Source organism: Novosphingobium sp. JCM 18896 (genome assembly GCF_025938095.1).
Taxonomy (GTDB): Bacteria; Pseudomonadota; Alphaproteobacteria; order Sphingomonadales; family Sphingomonadaceae; genus Novosphingobium.
This window is the reverse complement of sequence record NZ_JAPCZF010000002.1, coordinates 462,847-484,438: the sequence shown is the minus strand read 5'-3', so window position 1 is coordinate 484,438 and position 21,592 is coordinate 462,847. Positions and strand designations below refer to the sequence as shown.

General features: G+C 68.2%; 15 protein-coding genes. 6 read left to right on the top strand and 9 right to left on the bottom strand.

All coding sequences use genetic code 11. From position 1 onward, the window contains the following. Positions 1 to 4: 4 nt before the first annotated feature. Together OLX23_RS08160 and OLX23_RS08155 are read left to right on the top strand one after the other, a co-directional pair. Positions 5 to 1,741 (top strand): cytochrome c3 family protein, encoded by a 1,737-nt coding sequence (locus tag OLX23_RS08160; protein ID WP_264444317.1) that lies wholly within the window; start codon positions 5 to 7, stop codon positions 1,739 to 1,741. 34 nt (positions 1,742 to 1,775) lie between these two features. Beyond that, entirely contained in the window at positions 1,776 to 2,627 is an 852-nt protein-coding gene (locus OLX23_RS08155) for a phosphodiesterase (RefSeq protein ID WP_264444315.1), read from the top strand. Here the strand turns inward: OLX23_RS08155 and OLX23_RS08150 are convergent. Genes OLX23_RS08150 through OLX23_RS08125 form a run of 6 tightly spaced genes read right to left on the bottom strand, consistent with a single transcriptional unit; the run spans position 2,624 to position 14,490 of the window. Next, complete coding sequence (locus OLX23_RS08150; protein ID WP_264444313.1) at positions 2,624 to 3,445, bottom strand: SDR family NAD(P)-dependent oxidoreductase; 822 nt, start codon at positions 3,443 to 3,445, stop codon at positions 2,624 to 2,626. The genes OLX23_RS08155 and OLX23_RS08150 overlap by 4 nt on opposite strands. A 55-nt stretch (positions 3,446 to 3,500) precedes the next feature. After that, entirely contained in the window at positions 3,501 to 5,063 is a 1,563-nt protein-coding gene (locus OLX23_RS08145; protein WP_264444311.1) for a DHA2 family efflux MFS transporter permease subunit, read from the bottom strand. A 19-nt stretch (positions 5,064 to 5,082) separates the two neighbouring features. Beyond that, the gene (locus OLX23_RS08140; protein WP_264444309.1) at positions 5,083 to 9,210 is read right to left on the bottom strand and encodes an LVIVD repeat-containing protein; all 4,128 of its coding nucleotides are present in this window, start codon (positions 9,208 to 9,210) and stop codon (positions 5,083 to 5,085) included. Next, a complete protein-coding gene (locus OLX23_RS08135; RefSeq protein WP_264444308.1) occupies positions 9,210 to 11,135 on the bottom strand; it encodes a hypothetical protein in 1,926 nt (641 codons plus the stop codon). Before OLX23_RS08135 ends, OLX23_RS08140 begins: the two co-directional genes overlap by 1 nt. After that, positions 11,135 to 13,150 (bottom strand): heme-binding protein, encoded by a 2,016-nt coding sequence (locus OLX23_RS08130; protein ID WP_264444306.1) that lies wholly within the window; start codon positions 13,148 to 13,150, stop codon positions 11,135 to 11,137. Before OLX23_RS08130 ends, OLX23_RS08135 begins: the two co-directional genes overlap by 1 nt. Continuing rightward, a complete protein-coding gene (locus tag OLX23_RS08125) occupies positions 13,150 to 14,490 on the bottom strand; it encodes a cytochrome c family protein (RefSeq protein ID WP_264444304.1) in 1,341 nt (446 codons plus the stop codon). Before OLX23_RS08125 ends, OLX23_RS08130 begins: the two co-directional genes overlap by 1 nt. 280 nt (positions 14,491 to 14,770) lie before the next feature. Between OLX23_RS08125 and murA the strand changes: the two genes are divergently transcribed. Together murA and OLX23_RS08115 are read left to right on the top strand one after the other, a co-directional pair. Continuing rightward, positions 14,771 to 16,054 (top strand): UDP-N-acetylglucosamine 1-carboxyvinyltransferase, encoded by a 1,284-nt coding sequence (gene murA / locus OLX23_RS08120; protein WP_264444303.1) that lies wholly within the window; start codon positions 14,771 to 14,773, stop codon positions 16,052 to 16,054. A 59-nt stretch (positions 16,055 to 16,113) separates the two neighbouring features. Further along, positions 16,114 to 16,359 carry a hypothetical protein gene (locus OLX23_RS08115; RefSeq protein WP_264444302.1) on the top strand — a complete coding sequence of 82 codons (246 nt, stop codon included), beginning with the start codon at positions 16,114 to 16,116 and terminating at the stop codon, positions 16,357 to 16,359. Between the two features lie 3 nt (positions 16,360 to 16,362). Here OLX23_RS08115 and OLX23_RS08110 read toward each other — a convergent pair whose 3' ends face one another. The 3 genes from OLX23_RS08110 to OLX23_RS08100 form a co-directional block, all read right to left on the bottom strand. Continuing rightward, on the bottom strand, positions 16,363 to 16,602 hold the full coding sequence (locus OLX23_RS08110) for a ribbon-helix-helix domain-containing protein (RefSeq protein WP_264444301.1): 240 nt from the start codon (positions 16,600 to 16,602) through the stop codon (positions 16,363 to 16,365). A gap of 4 nt (positions 16,603 to 16,606) precedes the next feature. Further along, positions 16,607 to 17,329, bottom strand: a complete 723-nt coding sequence (gene phbB / locus OLX23_RS08105) for an acetoacetyl-CoA reductase (RefSeq protein ID WP_264444300.1) — start codon at positions 17,327 to 17,329, stop codon at positions 16,607 to 16,609. Positions 17,330 to 17,508: 179 nt separating this feature from the next. Beyond that, entirely contained in the window at positions 17,509 to 18,267 is a 759-nt protein-coding gene (locus OLX23_RS08100) for a hypothetical protein (RefSeq protein ID WP_264444299.1), read from the bottom strand. Between the two features lie 347 nt (positions 18,268 to 18,614). Here OLX23_RS08100 and OLX23_RS08095 point away from each other — a divergent pair, with 347 nt between their 5' ends. Next, on the top strand, positions 18,615 to 19,016 hold the full coding sequence (locus OLX23_RS08095; RefSeq protein ID WP_264444909.1) for a DUF3576 domain-containing protein: 402 nt from the start codon (positions 18,615 to 18,617) through the stop codon (positions 19,014 to 19,016). A 14-nt stretch (positions 19,017 to 19,030) separates the two neighbouring features. Then, entirely contained in the window at positions 19,031 to 21,568 is a 2,538-nt protein-coding gene (gene leuS, locus OLX23_RS08090) for a leucine--tRNA ligase (RefSeq protein WP_264444298.1), read from the top strand. Positions 21,569 to 21,592: the final 24 nt, after the last annotated feature.

Here is a 21,592-nt window from a genome sequence, read left to right as displayed (position 1 = left end):
GGGCATGACTTTCAGGCTTCGAACGATCGACATCACGGCCGATGGCCGGCAGATCGTGCGCGACCGCGACGTTGCCGCCAGCCGGCTGACGATCGGCCGCGCGGCGGAAAACGACATCCATCTGCCCGACCTGGCGATCGACCCGCATCACGCGGCGATCGAACTCAAGGGCGATTTCCTCGAAGCCGTCGCGCTGGGTACGCTGGGCTTCGGCGTCGATGGCGTGTCGAGCCAGGCGACGATGATCGATCCCGCGCGCGGGGCGGAGCTGCGCTTCGGCTCGTACAACCTCACCGTCTCGCGCCCTGATGACCTTGGTGCCGATGTCGCCGCGCTGATCACGATCGCCCAGGTGGCGAGCCAGGATCCGGGCGAGGCCACCGACGAGAAGGCGCGCTTCTCGCTGGCCGGGGCCGTGCCCGGCAAGCGCCGCATGGCCTGGATCTTCGGCGCGCTGATCCTGCTGGCCTTCCTGGCGGTCCCCGTCTTCTTCAACCTGCTGCACCAGGCCAATCCCAAGATCGCGGTGCGCGGCGACAAGGCCTGGAGCGCGGGCGCGCTGAGCCTCGCGCACCATTCGCTCGAGCAGAACTGCACGGCCTGCCACGTCAAGCCGTTCGAACCGGTCAAGGACGCGACCTGCATGTCGTGCCACAAGACCGTGCACGATCACGCCAGCCCGGCGCGGCTGGCCCTGGCGCGCGGCGGCAACGGCCCGCTGGGCGAGCGTCTGCTCTGGGCCGTGGCGCACAGCTTCGGCAAGGAAGGCCCCGGCGCCTGCGCCGATTGTCATACCGAGCACGAAGGCGCGACGCGGATGGCCGCGCCGGCGCAGCAGTTCTGCGCCGACTGCCACGAAAACCTCAAGAGCCGGCTGGCCGATACGCGGCTGGGCAATGCCGCCGACTTCGGCCTGCTGCACCCGCAGTTCACCCCCGTCGTGGTCACCGATCCGATCGCCAACAAGTCGGTGCCGATGTCGCTCGACGGCAACCCGCGCGAGAACAGCGGCCTGGCCTTCCCGCACAAGCTGCACCTCGATCCGCTGGGCGGCGCCGCGCGCATGGCCGCCTCGATCGGGCGCGAGCGCGACTATGGCCGCGCCGGGCTGCAGTGTTCGAACTGCCACCGCCCGACCGAGGACGGCATCCGCTTCAAGCCGATCGACATGGAACGCGATTGCGAGGGCTGCCACAGCCTGGCCTTCGACAACGTCGGCGGCATCGTGCGCCGTCTGCGCCACGGCGACGTCGACCAGATGATCGCCGACCTTGCGGCCTCGGGCTACAATCCGCCGGCTTCGGTCGAGCGGCCACGGCCTGGCCAACTCGGGGGCCAATTCGGAGTTGGTGGTAATTACCACATCTCTTTCGCGCCGCCGCGTTATACCAGCACCACTTTCCAGCAGGCTCTGTCGAAAGAGGGCGTCTGCGGCGAGTGCCATACGCCGACCATGCAGGGCGGCCGGCCCGGGGTCGTCCCGGTGCGGCAGACCGTACGCTTCATGTCGGATGGCTGGTTCAATCATAAGGCGCACGCCCAGGAGAAGTGCACCTCGTGCCACGCCGCGGAAAAGTCCTCGACGTCTTCGGACGTGCTGCTGCCCAACCTGGCGTCCTGCCGGACCTGCCACATGGGCGGGGACGACCGGCGCGCGAAGGTGCCTTCGGGCTGCGCGATGTGTCACGGCTATCACCCCACGCAAGGCGCCCCGCGCGGGACGAAGCTAGACAAGACCTGAGGATCCTGAGCCGATCGGAGAGAGCGAGGCGCGTGTGCTGATCGCCCAGATCACCGACGTTCACATCGGCTTCGATCGGGACAATCCCGACGAGCTCAACATGCAGCGGCTGCGCGCGGTGATCGCGCGGCTGGTCGAAGGCCCCAACCGCCCCGACCTGCTGCTGATGACCGGCGATCTGACCGAGGCGGGCGATCCGGACTCCTATGCGCGGCTGGCCGCGGCGGTCGCCGACTGCCCTTTTCCGGTTCACGCGATGGTCGGCAACCACGACGATCGCGCCGAACTCGTCGCCGCTTTCCCCGACACGCCCAGCGAAGGCGGCTTCGTCCACTATGCGATCGCGCTGGCGGGGCTGCGGCTGATCGTGCTCGATACGCTCGAGCCCGGGCGCCACGGCGGCGCCTTCTGCGCGGCGCGGGTGGCCTGGCTGCGCGATCAGCTCGCGCGTGATCCGGCGACGCCGACCTTCATCGTCATGCACCATCCGCCGATCGAATCGGGCATCACCTGGCTCGATAGCGCCGCGCACGAACCCTGGATCGCGCGCTTCGCCGGCGCGGTGGCGGGCTTCGACCAGGTGCGCGGGATCATCGCCGGCCATCTCCATCGCACGATCCACACGCAGTGGAACGGCCTGTCGCTGAGCGTCTGCCCCTCGACCGCGCCGGCCGTGGCGCTCGACCTCAGCCCGATCGACGAGGACCGGCCCGACAGCCGCGAGCTGATCACCGACGAACTGCCAGGCTATGCGCTGCACCGCTGGGACGGGCGCAACCTGATCACCCATTTCGAAAGCGTGGGCCGCCACGTCGCCCTCGCCCGCTTCGACCGCGCGCTGCAGCCGATGATCAAGGGCATGATGGCCGAGCGGCGCGAGGGTTAGGCTTTCATCTGCAACTGCGATGTAGCCAGCCACCGCTCGCGTTCCGCCATGCGGCGCCCTTCGTGGAGCGCGACGACGTCGAGCCCCGGCTGGCCGAGGATCAGCCGGCGCGGCGGGCTCGGGGCATCCAGCGCGGCGAGCAGTGCCGCGGCACCGTCCTTGGGGTCATCGCCCGCACCCCATTGCGAATTGCCCGCCTCGACCGACAGTGCGCCGAGATCGTAATGCGCCGAGGGCGTGGTCATGCCCATCGACTGCGTGAAATGGGTGGCGAAGGGGCCGAGCTCGGCCAGGGTCACCGCCACGCCGAGCGGTGCGACTTCGGCGGCGAGCGATTCGGTCAGCCCCGCGAGCGCGAACTTCGAGGCCGAGTAATGCGCGAGCGCGGGAAAGCCGATCTGTCCCGCGACCGAGCCGATCATGACGATCTGCCCGCTCCGCCGCGCGATCATCTCGGGCAGCACGGCCTTGGTCATCGCCAGGGTGCCGAAGACGTTGGTCTCGAACATGTCGCGCGCGGCTTCGAGCGAGGCATCCTCGACCGTGCCGAGGCCGCCGAAGCCGGCGTTGTTCACCAGCACGTCGATCGCGCCGAAACGCGCGTTTGCGGCCGCGACTGCGGCGTCAATGCGGTCTGCAAGGGTGATGTCAAGTTCGAGCGCCAGAACCTGCTCAGGCGCTTGATCGACAAGGCTTTTCAGCGTCCCGGGCCGGCGTGCGGTCGCCACCACGCGCTCGCCCCGCGCGATCAGCGCTTCGGCCAGCGCGCGGCCGAAGCCGGTCGAACAGCCGGTGATCATCCAGGTCTTGGCAGGCATCCCGATTCCCCAATTGAGCGTTTGCTCGGACTGTCGGGCCGATCGCGGTGCGCCGTCAATGTGCCTTGGCCGAGGGCTTCGATGGGCTGCCGAAACCCTTGGGTTTGGGGGCGAGCCAGACCACGGCCGCGCAGAGGAAGAACACCGCGGCGGTGATCCAGAAGACGTGGTCGACCGCCAGGGTCGTCGCCTCGCGATCGACCAGGTTCGATATGTAGGCGATCGCCCCCTGGTCGGTGAAACCGGCGCCCGACAGCTGTCGCATCGTGTCGTCGGGCTGGAGCTTGCCGGCGATCTCGCTGCGCGCCGCCTGCTGGGTATTGCCCTGGACCGATAGCACCAGCGCGGTCGCGACGCCCACCGCCAGGGTGCGCACGAAGTTCTGGATTCCCGCGGCCGTGGCGGTCTCTTCCATCGGCACCGAACCGAGCGAGATCGTCGTCAACGGCAGCATGAAGAAGCTCATGCCGAAGCCCTGGATCAGCTGCGGTGAGGCGAGCGTCCAGAAATCGCTCTCGCTGGTCCAGTGCGCGCGCATCAGCGCCATGCAGCCGAGCCAGGCGACCGACAGCGAGACCAGCAGCCGTGCGTCGATCCCGCGCGCCAGCGCCTTCGACGCGAGCTGCGAGGTGGTCAGCGCGGCCAAGGCGGTGCACGAGGTGACGAAGCCCGCGAGCACCGCCGGATAGCCCATCGAGCTCTGCAGCCACTGCGGGATCAGCACGATGCTGGCGAAATAGGCGCCGAAGCACAGCGACAGCGCGATGACGCCGAAGGTGAAGCCGCCGTGGCGGAACACGCGCAGGTCGACCACCGGATGCTCGTCGGTCAGCTCCCAGATCAGGAAGGCGACGAAGCCGACGGCGGCGAGGCAGGCCAGCGCGACGATCAGCGGATCGTCGAACCAGTCGTGCTCGCGGCCGATGTCGAGCATCAGCTGCAGGCTGCAGACCCAGGTCAGCATCAGGCACAGGCCGACAACGTCGATCGGCAGCTTGCGCGTCGGCGTCTCGGCCGCCGGCAACAGCGTCCGCGCGGCAAAGACGCAGCCCATGACCAGCGGAATGTTGATCAGGAAGATCCAGTGCCACGAGGCGTTGTCGCTGATGAAGCCGCCGACGTTGGGGCCGAGCGCCGGGCCGAGCATCGTCGTCATCGCGGCGAGCAGCATGGCCTTGGGGCGCTGCTCCATGGGGAAAATCCGCAAGAGCAGTGTCTGCGCGAGCGGCATGACGAGCCCGCCGCAGAGCCCCTGCGCGACGCGGCAGACGACCATCATCTCGAGCGTGACCGACGATCCGCAGAGCAGCGAGAACAGGCCGAAGCCGCTCATCGCCAGCAGGTACATGCGCAGCGAGCCCCAGCGTCCGGCGAGCCAGCCGGTCAGCGGCACGGTCACCGCCTCGGCCACCGAATAGGACGTGATCACCCAGGAGCCCTGGTTCAGCGACACGCCAAGGCTGCCGGCGATGTGCGGCACCGAAACGTTGGCCACGGTCATGTCGAGCACGACGATGAAATTGCTGAAGGCCAGCACCAGCGCGGCCGGCCAGAGCCGCGCGGGCGACAGCAGCGGCTGCGCCCCAAGAGCGGACGAAGGAGCGGGTTGACTGGCCATCGGCGCGGTCCTGGCGCCGTTACTTCCGGTAGGCCGCGGGCACCCAGGCCGACATGTCGACCTCATCGGTGACCTTGAAGGGCACGCCCTTGCCGGTCATGAACAGCTTTTCCATCTCGGGCCGGGTGAAGGGCCGCGAGCCGAGGCGGCCGAACACGGCGATCTGGCCGCCGGTCTCATCGACGCCGCGGTCACGATCGAGCCCCTTCGACAGCGCCAGCGCCGGCGAGGGGGTCTTGGCCCAGGCGATCAGCTCGGGCTTGGGCGCGGGCGAGAAGCCGTAGAAGTTCGGCTGGCTCGACGGCGAGGTCAGCTGGAGCACCTTGAGGCCGTTCCGCCCGTCGGCGACATAGGCGAACAGCGAGGCGTTGGTTGAACCGACGATCACGTCCTCGGCGTCGTTGAGCTGCCCGTCGAAGGTGACCTTCTGGTAGATCGTCGGCGCCTGCGGGCGGGTGATGTTGACGATCACCAGGCCGTCGCGCTTCGCCGCGACATAGGCATAGGTGCGCGCCAGATAGACGCGGCGGGCGTCGGCCAGCGGCACCGTCGCGGTCGGCTGGTGCACCGGGTTGGCGAGCTTGGTCACGTCGAACAGTTCGAGCCCGTTGGCCGTGGTCACCCACAGGTAGCGGAACTGCACCGCCGTCGCGCGCGGATCGCTGAGCGGGGTGACGCTGGTGATCTCGGGCGCGAGGCAGGTCTCGTCGCGGGTCAGCTCGCAGGGCGTCTCGCGCGACCAGGGCTTGGTCAGGTGGACCGTAACCAGCGCCTTGTCGGTGACGATGTAGGCATAGTCGCCGGCGAGGGTGATGTGCCGCGCGCCCGTAAGCGCGCCGTCGGGATTGAAGGTCAGCGCGCGCTTGAGGTCGTTGTTGCGGAACTCGCCGTCGGCGAAGGTGTCGACATTGACCGCGATCAGGCCTTCGACGCTGTCGGTGACGAAGGCGTAGTTGTAGATCGGGCTGAACGGCTGTTCCTGGTTCATCCGGCGCAGCTCGGGCGTGCTGCGCGTCGGCGCGATCGCCTGGTTGGTCGGGATCGCCATGCAGGTGGCGTTCTTGGTGCTCACCGAATTCTTCTGGCCGAGCGGCGAGAACGGCGCCGAGATCACCGAGTCGGCGAAGCCCTTGTTGCCGATCGAGGCGATGTCGTAGACCTTGAAGCCGCCGCGGCCCTCGGCGACGAACATGTATTCACCGCGCATCTGCAGGCAGCCGACCTTGTCGCGCGTGCCCTGGACGACGTTGCGGAATTGCTCGAGCGCATGGGTCTCGCCCGACAGCTTGCGGTCGAAGGTCTTGCCGCGCGTCCAGTTCTTGAGCTCGCGGCCGTTCTGCTCGACGTGGAGCTTGTAGAAGTCGGGATAGGCGTACTTCTGGAGGTAGGAACCGATCACTGCCTGCGGCTCGTCCCATTCGGTGACGCGCACCGCCTCGAACCCGCCTTCGAGGCCGGTCCAGGCGTTCATGCCGACGAAGTTCACGAAATTGGTGCCGAGCAGCATGACCTGCGCCATGATCGCGTTGTTGTCGTCCTTGTCCGACAGGTGGCAATCGGTGCAGGTCTTGGTCTCGTTGAGGCGGACCGTGTGCGGGAAGTGCGGCGCGAAGGCCTGGCTCGAGAAGCCGATCGCCGAGATCGGCGGCTGCTGGATGTAGATGCGCTCACGGTTGACGTTGGTCGAGGACAGCACCAGCGCCGAGGTCGAACGGATCGGCGCAGTCTGGTTGCCCTTGGTCGTCATGTGCTTGCCGAGCTGGAACATCTCGTCGCGTGCCACCTGCGGGTTGTAGGTCGCGAAGTTTCGCGTCTCCTCACCCTCGTAGTGGTGCATCGTGGTCTTCCAGTTCGCCTCGATCGGCAGGTGGCAGCCGCCGCAGCTCGTGGTCCACGACAGGTGGCAGGTGAAGCAGGCGACCTCGTCGGTCTTGTGCGCGCGTTCGGACAGCGGCACGCCGGGGCCGAAGGCGAACTTGCCGTCTTCGGCACCCTTCGCGCTCATCAGCTTGGCGCGCGCGGACTTCGGATTGAAGTTGGGCGAGGTCGGGTCGACCGCATCCTTGACCAGGCTGACCTGCCACGAGAGCCGCGGATCGACGATCGAGCGCTGGATCAACACCTTGCGACCGAAATTGTCGGTGGACCACTCGAAGCGACGCTGGCCGTCGCCATTGCGCAGCAGCGCCAGGTTGGTGCCCTTGGGCGGCGCGGCCGGGCCCGAGGTCAGCAGGGTCGGATACTCGTCGGCCGTGCCGTGGCAGTCCTTGCAGCCGATCTCGACGGCATTGGCGACCTCGCCATAGATCAGGCCGTTGCCGTGGCTGTCCTGGCCATAGTGGCAGTCGGCGCACTGCAGGCCCTTTTCGGCGTGGATGTCCATCATGTGGACGGTCTTGCCGGGGTTCACGCCGACATCGACGAACTTGCCTTCGCCCGCCTTGCGCCACTTCTCGGGATCGTTGGGATCGACGATGTGCGCGGTGTCGGTGCCCCAGGTCGCCATGTTGCCTTCGGCGTCGAGCAGGTTGCCCTCGCGGTCACGCTTGAAGATGCCGCGGAAGTTCCAGCCGTGGCCGTGATAGTCGGCGAACTGCGTGTCCTTGGCGGTCTCGTTGACGTCGTAGACGTTGCGCAGGAAGTCGATGTCGCCCCACTTGCCGCGCGGCGCCGCGCCTTCGGGATTGCGCTCGTTGATCTCGCGGACCTGCGCCGCGGTCGGATAGAGCTGTTTCTCGGGCCACATCTTCGGCGCGTCGGACTCGTAGTCCCACATCGTGTAGCCGAGGTACGAGTTCAGGAAGATGTTCGGCTGGTGCATGTGGCAGTTCATGCACTGCGCGGTCGGGATCGCGCGGGTGAAGACGTGCTGCAGCGGGTGGCCTGATTCCTTCTCGGGCGCGGCCTTCTCGTCACCATGCCCGTCGCCGTGCTCGCCCTCGTGGCCGGTCTTCAGCGCGCCGTGGTCGCTGCCACCGTGCTTCTCGCCATGACCGTGGCCGTCGTCGTGCTGGAGCTTGTTGGCGATCGTTGGGTCGACCGTGATCGTCTGGCCGTCGCGGCCGAGCGAGGCGTAGATCAGGCTGTGCCGCGGCTCGCGATCGTTGGCGTAGATCACGTGGCAGCTGGTGCAGCCCGAATGGCGATAGTCGCCGGGCTGGTCGTTGGTGCCCATGAACCAGGTGTAGGGATCGTTGAGGCGCGTCTTGTGGATGTTGAGCACGGGGATCGACACGCGCAGGCCGGTGCCCGGGCCGCGGCTCGACTGCTTGAGATCGGGGCGGCCGGGTTCCTCGAGGCGCTGGATCGAGCCCGTGGGATTGGGCAGGCCGACCTCGGCGAACTGGGTGGCGATGTTGCGGCCGCCGCGTTCGAACACGCGGAACACGTCGCCCGGCGGAATCACGTTCCAGCGCGGCAGCGGATAGAGCTCTGCCAGCGCGCCGCGCGCCTTCTGCGCCTCGGTCAGCGTACCCGGGGGGCTGCCCGGCGAGACGATCTTCGCGGCGGCGCCGTCCTTGGTATAGGCCTCGCCGAAGATGTAGCTTTTGAACGGCACGATGCCGTTGTTGTAGGCCGCGCCGCCGAACAGCATGGCGCCCGTGGCCATCAGCGAGCGCTCGGCCGCCTCGATCACCGGCAGGTGGCAGGCGCCGCAGGAATCGCGCGCCACGCGGTAGTCGCCGGGATTGACGAAGCGGACGAATTCGGGGCTCTCGCGGTTGAGCAGCGTGTAGGAGCGCTTGGGATTGGCCGACGAGGGATAGTGCCAGCCCTCGGGATACTTGGGCAGGACGTGCGCCTTCTCCATCGCCGCGCGGTTGAACGCGCTCTCGTAGCCGAGCTCGGGCTTGCCCCAGGCGGCGCGGCTGACCGCGTCGCCGCCGTGGCAGTCGGTGCAGCCGAGCTGGACCGCGTCGGTCACGTGCATCGTCGGCGCGTCGGTCTTGACGTGGCACGACAGGCAGCCCTCGGACTTGGCGAGGACCATGGCCGGGGTCTGCTGTGCCGGGGCGGGGCCCATGCGGACCTTGGAATAGTCGCGCATGACGGGCTTTTCGCTCTCCGACGCGCGCGTCAGGCTGGCCGGAACGATCGCCAGGACCAGCAGGCCCAGCAGGAGAAGGAGGGGTCTAACCAGCCGCATCAGTAGCTCAGGATCACGTTGGCCAGCACCGAGTAATAGGCTCGGTTCCGGTCGAAATTGGTGAAGAGATCGCGGAAGCCGCCACCGGGGCGCAGGGTCGCGGCGGACAGGCGGAACACCAGGTTCTGGGTCGCCTTGGGGCGCCAGACCGCGGCGGCCGACAGGTCCCAGCCGATCGCCTTGGGGATCGAGCCCTCGCTACGCAGGGTCGACAGCACCTTGGTGTTCTCGAACCACAGGTGGTTGGCATTGGCCGAGATGCGCAGCTGCGGGGTGATGTCGAAATCGCCGCCGGCGCCGAGCAGCATCGTGCCCGGATTGATGAAGTTCGACTGGCCCTGGTCCTTCGACGAGCGCAGCGAATTGAGAATGCCGTTGCGGCCGTTGAGGCTGATCGCGCGACCGCCGCCGATGAAGGGCACCGACTGGCGAATCCAGTACGAGGTATCGGCGCCGGCGAAGACCGGGTTCTCGAAGATCGCGTCGAAGCCCTTCTCGGTATCGTCGAACGGATCGTCGTCGCCGCTGGCAAAGAGCCCCGACAGGCGGAAGCGCATCCAGTCCTTGTCGTAGCTGAGCTCGGCCGCACCGAACCAGGCGCGGATCTCGGCCGGGCGGCCGGTGAACACGTTGTTGCGGTCCTCGCCGAGCGCGGCATAGCCGAAGGCGGTCAGGTTCAGGCGGCCGAGGCGGCCGTCGACGCCGTAGCCGATATAGGCGACGTCGTAGTCGCGGCCCTTGAGGTTGCCGATCAGTGCCGGGCGCACGGGGAAGCCGTTGTCGTCGATCTCGACGTCGCCGCCTTCGCGGTTGATGTTGACCGTGGCCGACAGTTCGCTGGTCAGGCCGACGAAGGGGAAGTCCTGGCGATAGAGGTTGGCGTGGAAGATCCAGTCCTTGCGCAGGCCCTGGGTCACGTCGTTGAGGCCCGAATTGGTGTCCTTCTCGAGCCGCCACCAGGCCGACAGGTTGTATTGGAAGCGGTTGTTGTCGCGGTTGCCGAACAGGCGGATACCGAGCTGGTTGTCGTTGAACAGGAAGCCGCGGAAGTCCGCCTGGAACTGCTGGATGCCGACGCGGATCGAGTGGAAGTCGTAGCGGTCGGACGAGTTGTGCAGGTGATAGTCGATGAAGGCTTCCTGCACGCCGAGGAAGTCATCGAAGCGGGTGCGACCGCGCGACGGCTCGACGTAGAGGATGCGCCGCTCGGGCACCCGCACGTAGTTCATGTTGTAGGCGAGGGTGACGCGGTATTCGATGTCGGGCGGCTTGTAGGCGGTCTGCCCCTTGATCAGCGCGACGCCGCCGATGAAGGTCTGCGACAGCACGAGGCTGGAGTCCTTGCCGAACACGTCGTTGCTGCCCGGGCGCTCGGGATACTGGATGCCCACCGGGATCGGGAAGGTGCGCGGCTCGACCACCGTGTCCGAGATCAGGTTGGCGACGAAGAACCAATCCTCGCCCTTGATCGGCAGCCACTTGACCTTTTCGCGGTCGATCGGCCGATCGCCCTTGTAGGTGTTCTGGTGGTAGGGATCGAACCAGCGTTCCTTGACCACGCCCAGCGACTGGATCAGGCGCCAGCGATCGGGGATCGGCACCTGGTCCGCGGGAAAGGCCTCGGGCGGCGGCGCGCGCAGGGCGCCCGCGTTTTCCTGGGTGATCCGGTCGGGCAGGCGCGGGTCCTGGCCGGGACGACGGCGGCCCTCGATCTTTCCGGAATCGACATCGACGGGTGCGGGATCGATCCCCGGCGGCGCGATGATGTTAGGCTCGGCTGCGGTCGCTTCGGCCGCTGCCGGTACGGCGTCCGGCGCAGGCGCCGCTGCCGCATCGGGCGCCGGCTCGGCCGGAGCCTCGTTCGCGACGGCTGCGCTGGCGGGCTGGGCCAGCAGGAGCGGCAGCGAGAGCGCCAGGGCCGTCATCAGAAGCCCTCGCAGACGTTCTGTTGCGGCGTGTCGATGAACGGCGCGAAGGGGCAGGCGATGAAGGTCAGCCGCTGGCTGCCGCTGCCCACGGGCACGACGATCGTATCCGAACGGATCGCCGGGGCCGGCGGGCCGAGGCTGTTGCCGAGCTTGAGCCCGGCGTTCACCAGGCCGAGGAAGGCGATCATGTCGCTCTGGTCGTCACCGTCGCCCGAGGCGGCGATCGCGCCGATCAGCTGCCCACCACGGTAGATCGGCACGCCGCCGCCGAACAGGGTGATGCCGTTGTTGATGCGGTTGCGCGCGGTCGCGGGCACGATCGGGCTCTGCGAGCAGGTCTGCGGCACGTCGGTCGGTCGTGCGCCGAGGATCCACTCGATGTGACGGATGATGTCGGGGGTCACCAGCTTCGACTGGAGCCCCGTCGAGAAGATAGAGAAGCGCGATTCGGGAACCGACAGAGGCCCGTTCGGGCGCCCGGCCTCGCCATCGGGGAAGTTGGGGCGCGACAGGTTGCCGATCGCGCGGCCCGAGAAGGCGATCTTGCCCGTCAGCGCGGTCGCATCGTTGAGGAAGGTGCGCGTCGCCGCCAGGAACGGCGCGACGGCCGGATCGCCGTTGGCGGTGAGGTCGGCGGCGGCGACCGGGTTCGAGAAGAACATCGCCGTGCGCGCCTTCTGCGGCACGGCATCGATCGCGTCGACCAGCGCGTCGGGACCGCGGACCAGGCCCAGGACCTCGCCGTTGGTGTCGACCACGACGATCGTGTTCTGCGCGCGGTTGTCGACCGGGCGGCGCACCTGCGCGCGGGCGCGGCGCTGGATGTTGAATGCCTCGACCAGCAAGGTGCGCACCTCGTTGGCGGTCAGCGGCTGGGTGACGGAGCCGGCGTCGGTGCCGGCCTTGGGCAGGTAGCGCGTGTTGCCCTGGCCGTCGCTGACCACCCAGATGTCCGGATCGTTGTAGCCGTCCGAGGCCTTGGCCGGGCGCACGCCCGATTCCTCGGCGCCGTAGACCGCGCCGGCGACGATGCCGGTGGCCGCGTCGAAATAGCCGCGGACCGAGACCAGCGCGCCGACCACGCCGTTGATCGACGCGAAGCTGGGCACCGACGAGGCGCTGCTCTTGAAATCTGCCGACGTGGCTTCCGAATAGCGCAGCAGGGTGCCGTCGATCGAGATGCGATCGGCGCGAATCTCGTCCTTGGGCTCGAAGCCGCGCGTCGCGGCGAGCGCGACGGTTTCCTCGCGCAGATCGGCGTCGCGTTCGCGGTATTCGCTGTCGAAGCCGTAGATGCCGTCGCCCACGACGGCGACCGAGCCGACCACGGCGCCGTCCTTGTAGAGCGGGAAGGCGCCGGCATCGGCGCCGACGCCCAGCGGCCCACGGTGCGTGCCCGCGAGATTGCCCGGCACGCCGACGCCGAGGAAGCGGCGCGACACGTCCGAACAGGGCAGCTGGCTCAGCTGGACCGAGAACAGCGCGCCGCTCTCGAAGCCTTTGGTGATCGCCGAGGGCGGGAAGTTGGCCTGGACGATGTCGTTGGCGGTGCGGCTCGAGAAGGCGCCGCCGACCGACGAGAAGTAGGACGAGGTCAGCGCCTTGGAAATGCCGCCCGCCAGCGCGGCGGGCGCCGGCAGGTTGAGGTTCTGCAGGTCGGTGCTGTTGCCATCGGGCGCGGGCGGGGTCTTCAAGGTCAGGTCGGCGCCGGTCATGGCGAAGACCGCGAGCACGTTGCCGACGCGGTCGATCACGACGAAGCCGGCCTTGAAGTTCTGCGCCTGGGCCTCGGCAACGCCCTGGGCGATCACCTTCTGGATGTCGGCGACGGTCAGGTTGGTCGCGGCGGGCACCTGGAACACGCTGCCCGTGGTCGGGGTCGGCGTGGGGCTCTGCGTCGCGACTGGGGTCGGCGTGCCGCTATCGCTGCCGCCGCAGGCGGCGAGCAGCAGCGAGGTCGTCGCCAGCAGGGTGCCGGCGGCCTGCGCGGTCTTGCGCCGGAAGATCCGCATCAGCGCAGGCTCCGGATGGCGCCGGCGGCCTGTCCCAGCGCGGCGCGGAAGCCGGCGGGGTCGTAGGTCGTCGGGCTGGCGACCGCGGCATAGGCGCGGTTGATGTTGGCGCGGATGCCGGCGGCGGCGCCGACCGTGACGCGGCCCTGGCGGACCATGGCGTTGAGCAGGGTGTCGACCGCCATCACCGCCTGGGCCGAGCCGGTATAGTCGGTGAAGCGCGGCGCGATCACGCGGCCGGCGATCGCGTCGACCACGGCGAAGGCGCTGTCGGCGCTGCCCTGGCGCGCGGCCAGCGCGCTCGACAGCGAGGCGGCGGCGGCGCGCAGCTTGCCCGCGGCGGCGACCGCCTGCGGCCGGCCTTCGCCCATCGCCGCGTGGAAGCTGCGGCTGGCAGCATCGAAGGCGCCCGCCTGGCCCGGGGCCAGCACCTGCGCGACGGCCGAGAGCATGATGATGTTCTCGTCGTTGTAGGGCGGCAGGCCGAAGGTCATCGGGCGGCCCGGATTGGTCTCGAAGGTGCGCGCGCGGTTCGGCTGGTCGTCGATGCTGCGGTGGCATGAGTGGCAATCGTAGAAGTAGAACTCGGGGAAGATCCCCTCGCTGGCGAACTGCGGCTGCTGGAACAGCGACAGCGAGCGCTGCACGGCCTCGGCCTGGCCGACCGCCCAGAGCCGCACCGAATCGTCGCGGCCCTTGCGCTGGCGATAGTCGGCGTCGTCGTCCCAGTGGCGCTGGAGGTCGGAGAACAGGTCGAGCTCGAAGGCGACGCGCGGGTGGCCCGCGGCCATCATCGAATGGCTGACGAACTGGCCGGTCTTGGCGCTGCCGAAGTGGCAATCGAGGCAGACCGAGGCGCGCGCCTTGGGATTCTCGAGCGGGATCATGCCCTGCGCGATGTTCGAGACGTGGGTCGCCGGCACGGCATAGTGCGATGAGATCCAGCCCGAGGCGGCGCCGTGGCACGATTCGCAGCCGACGCCGTCGGTCAGCTGGAAACGCCCGCCGCGCTCGCCCGGTCCGGGATTGGTCGCATGGCAGCCAAGGCAGGCCGAGGCGCTCTCGGCCTTGCCCAGACCCAGCGCCGAAAGGATCTTCTGGCCGCGCGGGCTGGTCAGTGCGGCATAGGCGCGGCTGTGCGCGCCGCCTTTGCTCGAAGGCTCCTGCCACTGCATGAGCTCATCCTGGCGGACGACCTTGCCGTCGCCCTCGCTGCGGCCGTGGCAGGTCGAACCGGCGCAGCTCGCGACGCCCTGGAAGGTGCCGCCGGCCCAGGCGGCGGAGGCCAGCAGAAGCGCTGCCAGCAAGGTCAGAATCGCCACGACGCGCAGGGGCGCCACGGCGCGCCGCCCGGTCGCTACGTTCTGTACCGCTGCCCTCATCATGTTTTCACCCCCCGGTGCTGCGCGAAGCCGCTCCGCTACATCTTCAAGTTGTTACCGTCTTATTGCAGACGACGGCGTCGACCCGTGTGATGAAGCGCACAGTTCCTTGCGCATTGCCTGGCTTTTCTCGCGCCGAGCACACTTTCGTCAAGCAATTCCGACGCCTTGCACGGTTCTTTTCGCTTCGCGCCGCGGGCACGTTTGCCCGCGCCTCGTTTCGCGCTAAGGCGACGCGATGGACAAGATCATCATTCGTGGCGGCAATCGCCTCGCCGGTACCCTGCCCGTCTCGGGCGCCAAGAACGCCGCGCTCACCCTGCTTCCCTGTGCCCTGCTGACCGACGAGCCGCTGACGCTGCGCAACCTGCCGCGGCTCGCCGACATCGACGGCTTCCAGCACCTGATGAACCAGTTCGGCGTCTCGACGACGATCGCCGGCTCGCGTCCTGAGGACTTCGGCCGCGTCATGACCCTGCAGGCGACGCGGATGACCACGTCGATCGCGCCTTACGAACTGGTGCGCAAGATGCGCGCCTCGATCCTGGTGCTTGGCCCGATGCTCGCGCGCATGGGCGAGGCAACCGTGTCGCTGCCGGGCGGCTGCGCCATCGGCAACCGCCCGATCGACTTGCACCTCAAGGCGCTCGAAGCGCTCGGCGCGACGATCGAGCTCGCCGCCGGCTATGTCCGCGCGATCGCCCCCGACGGCGGCCTGCCCGGCGGGCGCTACTCGTTCCCCGTGGTTTCGGTCGGCGCGACCGAGAACGCGCTGATGGCCGCGGCCACCGCACGCGGCAAGTCGACCCTGCACAACGCCGCGCGCGAGCCCGAGATCGTCGACCTGTGCAACATGCTCGTTGCGATGGGCGCGCAGATCGAAGGCATCGGCACGTCGGATCTGACGATCCACGGGGTCGACCGGCTCCACGGCGCGACCTATCGTGTGATGTCCGACCGTATCGAGGCTGGCTCCTACGCCTGCGCCGCGGCGATCACCGGCGGCGAGGTCACGCTCAAGGGCGCCGTCATCGAAGAGATGGAAGCGACCGTCCAGGCGCTGCGCGATGCCGGCGTCAGCGTCGAGCCGCGCGACGGCGGCATGCATGTCGCCGCCGACGGCCCGCTGCGCGCGGTCAACCTGTCGACCGCACCCTATCCGGGCTTCGCCACCGACATGCAGGCGCAGCTGATGGCGCTGCTCTGCCGCGCCGACGGCGCTTCGGTGCTGACCGAAACGATCTTCGAGAATCGCTACATGCACGTGCCCGAGCTCAACCGCATGGGCGCGCGCATCGAGACCTCGGGCCGCACCGCGATCGTCCACGGCGTGCCCAAGCTGACCGGCGCCGAAGTCATGGCGACCGACCTGCGCGCCTCGATGAGCCTGGTGATCGCCGGTCTCGCCGCCGAGGGCGAGACCCAGGTCCACCGGCTCTATCACCTCGACCGCGGCTACGAGCGGCTCGAGGAGAAGCTGGCGCTGATCGGTGCTGAGATCGAACGCGTCGGGGGCGACTGATCCGAGAACCAAAACCGCGCCGGCGCGTTTGAAGGGCAAACAACGAGGAGTTTGCTCTGATGGGTTTGCTTCAGATCGCTTTCGCCGGTGCGGTCGGTTACGGCCTCTACCGCTACGCCACGCGCGAAAAGGAACTGCGCCGCGCCGCTTTCGCCAGCGGCGAATCGACGCCAGGGCCGGTCGAGGTGCGCAACGCCGGACCCGATTCGATGCGCAGCGATCCGCCCGAATGGGACAAGGTCGACGAGGCTAGCGACGAGAGCTATCCCGCCAGCGATCCGCCGGCCGCCAACCGCTTCAACTGACGTCTAAGCCTCACTCGCCAGGCGATCGGCCAGCCACAGGCGGATCGCGCTGGCGAGCCCTGGCGGCGTTTCGGCCGCGATCCGCTCGACGTCGATACGCGCCACCAGCGCATTGAGCGGCACGCCTTCCGCCTGCGCCGCCTGCTTCAACAAGTCCCAGAACAGCGGTTCGAGGCTGATCGAAGTCTTGTGACCGGCAATCTCGACCGATCGCTTCACGGGCGGGTGGTAAGGCGTGCTCACCAGTTCAATACATGTGCTGGCCGCCGTTGATCGACATCGTCGAGCCGGTCACGAAGCCGGCTTCCTCCGAGGCGAGGAAGGCGACGCCGCGGGCGATTTCCTCGGCGTGGCCGAGGCGGCCGACGGGGATCTTGGCGACGATCTTCTCGAGCACCGGTGCGGGTACCGCGGCGACCATGTCGGTGTCGATGTAGCCGGGCGCGATCGCGTTGACCGTCACGCCGAACTTGGCACCTTCCTGGGCGAGCGCCTTGGTGAAGCCGTGGATGCCCGACTTGGCCGCGGCATAGTTGACCTGGCCGTACTGGCCGGCCTGGCCGTTGATCGAGCCGATGTTGATGATCCGGCCCCAGCCGCGGTCGCGCATGCCGGGGAAAGTGGCCTTGGCCATGTTGAAGCAGCCGCCGAGGTTGATGCGCATCACCTCGTTCCAGTCGTCGAAGCTCATCTTGTGAAGCACGCCGTCGCGCGTGACGCCGGCGTTGTTCACGACGACGTCGATCGGCCCGAAGCGCGCGGCGATGTCGACGCAGTTGTGGAAGGTGGTCTCGTGGTCGCCCACGTCCCAGCGCACCGCCGGAATTCCCGTCCGATCGGTGAAGGCCTTGGCCTTCTCGACGTTCCCCGCATAGTTCGCGACCACGGTGAAGCCCTGTCCCTGGAGAACCAGCGAGATCGCTTCGCCGATGCCCCGGGTCCCGCCCGTCACGACTGCCACACGCGCCATATTGAATCCTTCTTTTGTTGCGCTCTCCTCATGAAGAGGAATGCGTCGGATCCCGCCCGAAGGCAATCCAGGCCGGATCGCGAAGGCGCTATTCGGTCGAATTTATGATGGCGTGATGACGATTTAGGCGCGGGTTGCGTCCGATCCGGCGCCAACCGGCGATGGCGTGAACGATCGCCTCAGAACTTGAACTGCGTGCCGACGTAGACCGCCTGGTTGTCCTGCTTGCCGTCGGTCAGCGGATGCAGACGCTCGCGCTCGGACTGCGAATAGCGCACGCCGGCGGTGACGTTGAGGTTGCGCGTCAGGCGGTACGAGCCGCCGACATCGACCTGATCGTCGCCGTCGCCGGCGAAGGTTCGCGGGGCGCGGCCGGCGGCCTGACGCTCGTCGACGACGATACGGGGGCGCAGGCGCGAGGCCGGATCGGCGCCCGTGCCGCCGCTCGAGGCGATGGTGAACTTGCTGAGATCGGCGAGATCTGGCTTGCGGCCTTCGGTCGGCGGCACCAGGCCTTGCGCGAAGTTGTGGTAGCCGCGCGACACGCCGAGGTTGAACGCGGTCGGCGCGATGCGCAGCGGGGCGGTGCCGACGTCGGCCAGATGCGGAACGCGGATGCCGCGCACGGAGATCATCTGCGGCGCGCCCGAATCGACGCGCACGGCCACGGTCACCGAGCGGTCGGGCCGGTTCGGCGTGCCCGCCGGGGTGAACGGATAGAGCGGACCCTTGGCCAGCGAACGGATCGGGATCGCGCGTGCCAGCCGCGGCGGCGTACCGCTGGAATCGATCCCCTGCAGCGCGCTGGCGCCGGCGGGGGCGAACTGGGCTTCGAAATCGGTGGCGAAGGCGAGCACGGCGCTGGGCAGGGCCAGCAGCGAAACCGCACCGGCCAGCCAGAGACCGGCTGTCATGCCGCTCTTCGATCCGCTGGCCATCTTACTCCCCTCTTCAACCCTGGCAGCTCAAACCTCGCGCCGGACTTTGCCTCGGCCGCGACCTAGACTGCAGCGCGAGACTCGCGCAAGCAACCTTAACACAAGCTGAGACCGGCCGACAGCATTCGCCGTTCAGCGGGCGTTTAGCGGCGCGCGGACAATGAGGCCGCACTTGCCGCGCGGCGCGGCGCGGCTATAGAGGCTCAGCGGCGCGGGCTAAGGCCCCCAACTTCGCTCAGGGTTTTGGGCTCTAGGATTTGGAAACGACGATGACGGCCAGCATTGTTACCGGCACTGATACCGGTCCCTTCTCTTCGCGCTGGATTGCGCGCGCCGGCGTGGCCGCGATGATCGCGCTCGCGCTGACCGGCTGCGGCGGCAAGAAGGAACTGGCGCGGCAGGACATCGCGGCTTCGAAGGTCACGACGATCGGCGTGAACTCGTATCTGTGGCGCGCCAGCCTCGATGCGCTGTCGTTCATGCCGCTGGTCCAGACCGACAGCAACGGCGGCGTCATCGTCACCGACTGGTATGCCAACCCGCAGAACCCGGGCGAGCGCGTCAAGGTCACCGTCACGATTCTCGACCAGGACCTGCGCGCCGATGCGCTGCGCGTCGCGGCGAGCCGCCAGGTCGCCCAGGGCACCAGCTGGATCGACGCGCCGGTCCAGGCGGCGACCGTGCAGAAGCTCGAGGACATCATCCTCACCAAGGCCCGCGACCTGCGTCGGAACGCCATCGGCGGCTGAGGCTTTAGCAGATCATGAGCGAGCGTTTCGAACCGTCCGTCGCGGACGTCCGCTGGCAGCGCGTCTGGGACGAGAAGCAGAGCTTCCGCGCCGACGACGCCAGCACCAAGCCGCGCAGCTACGTCCTGGAGATGTTCCCCTATCCGTCGGGGCGCATCCACATCGGCCATGTCCGCAACTACACGATGGGCGACGTGCTCGCGCGGTACAAGCGGATGAAGGGCTTCGAGGTGCTCCACCCGATGGGTTGGGACGCCTTCGGCATGCCGGCCGAGAACGCGGCGATGGAGAAGGGCGTCCACCCCGGCGGCTGGACGCGCGAGAACATCGCCAACATGAAGGCGCAGCTCAAGCGCCTGGGCTTCGCGCTCGACTGGAGCCGCGAACTCGCCACCTGCGAGCCCGAATACTACGGCCACGAGCAGGCGCTGTTCCTCGATCTCTATGCCAACGGCCTGGTCTACCGCAAGGAATCGGCGGTGAACTGGGATCCGGTCGACATGACCGTGCTCGCCAACGAGCAGGTCATCGACGGCCGCGGCTGGCGCTCGGGCGCGCTGGTCGAGAAGCGCAAGCTCAGCCAGTGGTTCCTCAAGATCACCGACTTCGCTGACGAGCTGATCGAAGGCCTCGGCAGCCTCGACACCTGGCCCGAGAAGGTCCGGCTGATGCAGGAGAACTGGATCGGCAAGAGCCAGGGGCTGCGTGCCAAGTTCCACTTCGTCGACAGCCAGGACGGCATCGAGGTCTATACCACGCGCCCCGACACGCTGTTCGGCGCGAGCTTCGTGGCGATCGCCGCCGACCATCCGGTCGCGCAGCAGATGGCCGCCAATGCGCCCGAGCTCGCCGCCTTCATCGAGGAATGCAAGCGCGGCGGCACCACCGCGGCCGAGCTCGAGACCGCCGAGAAGCTGGGCTTCAACACCGGTCTCTCGGTCGAGCATCCGCTCAAGAAAGCCTGGCACCTGCCGGTCTACGTCGCGAACTTCGTGCTGATGGACTATGGTACCGGCGCGGTCTTCGGCTGCCCGGCGCACGACCAGCGCGACCTCGACTTCGCGCGCAAGTACGAGCTGCCGGTGACGCGCGTGGTGGCGGAAGGCGACGAGACCGGCGCGACGTTCCACGGCAACGAGGCCTATACCGGCCCGGGCCGCATCGTGAACTCGGAATGGCTCGACGGCATGTCGGTGCCCGACGCCAAGGCCGCGGTGATCGCCAAGGCGCAGCACGAGGGCTGGGGCCAGGGCGAGACGCAATACCGCCTGCGCGACTGGGGCGTCAGCCGCCAGCGCTATTGGGGTACGCCGATCCCGTTCATCCACTGCGAATCCTGCGGCGTGGTGCCCGTGCCCAAGGCGCAGCTGCCGGTCACCCTGCCCGAGGACGTCGACTTCCAGACGCCGGGCAATCCGCTGCTGCGCCATCCGACCTGGAAGAACGTCTCCTGCCCGCAGTGCAACGGCGCGGCGCAGCGCGAGACCGATACGCTCGACACCTTCGTCGACAGCTCGTGGTATTTCCTGCGCTTCGCCAGCCAGCCCGCCGACAAGCCGTTCGATCCCGAGCAGATCGCCAAGTGGCTGCCGGTCGAGCAGTATATCGGCGGCATCGAGCACGCGATCCTGCACCTGCTCTACGCGCGCTTCTGGACGCGTGCGCTCAAGCGCATCGGCCTGATCGACGTGGCCGAGCCGTTCGGCAGTCTGTTCACCCAGGGCATGGTCACGCACGAGACCTACGAGCGCAAGAATCCCGAGAACGGCCAGCCGGTGTTCTTCTCGCCCGCCGAGGTCGAGCGTTCGGGTGACGGCGCGACCCTGCGCGCCGATGGCGCGCCGGTCGAGATCGGCCGCGTCATCAAGATGTCGAAGTCGAAGAAGAACGTGGTCGATCCCGACGAGATCGTCGCGACCTACGGCGCCGACGCGATCCGCTGGTTCATGCTGTCCGACAGCCCGCCCGAGCGCGACCTGCCCTGGTCGGCCGCGGGGATCGAGGGCTGCGGCAAGTTCGTCCAGCGCCTGTGGCGCCTGTTCGCGCAGTACGATGCCGCTGCCGCGGGCCCAGATGCTATTTGGGACAAGCCGCTCGACCGTAAGCGCGACCAGACCGTCGCCTTGGTGGCCGAGGACATCGAGGCGCTGTCGTTCAACAAGGCCGTCGCGCGGATCTACGAGCTGACCTCGGCGATCGAGAAGGCCGCGCCTTCGGCCAGCCGTTCGCAGGCGATCAAGGCGCTGCTGCTGCTCGTCGCGCCGATGATGCCGCACCTCGCCGAAGAGGCCTGGAGCACGATTGGCGACAATCTGGTTGCGGAAGCGCTCTGGCCCGAAGTCGATCCGGCGCTTCTGGTCGAGGACGAAGTGACCATCGCGGTCCAGGTCAAAGGCAAGCTGCGCGATACCCTGACCGTGGCCAAGGGCACGGCCGGGCCCGAGCTCGAGGCGCTTGCCCTCGCCAGCGAGAAGGTCCAGCGTGCGATCGACGGGGCCGAGGTCAAGAAGATCATCGTCGTGCCCGATCGTCTGGTGAACATCGTCGCGTGAAGAAGCTGACCGTCCTTGCCCTGC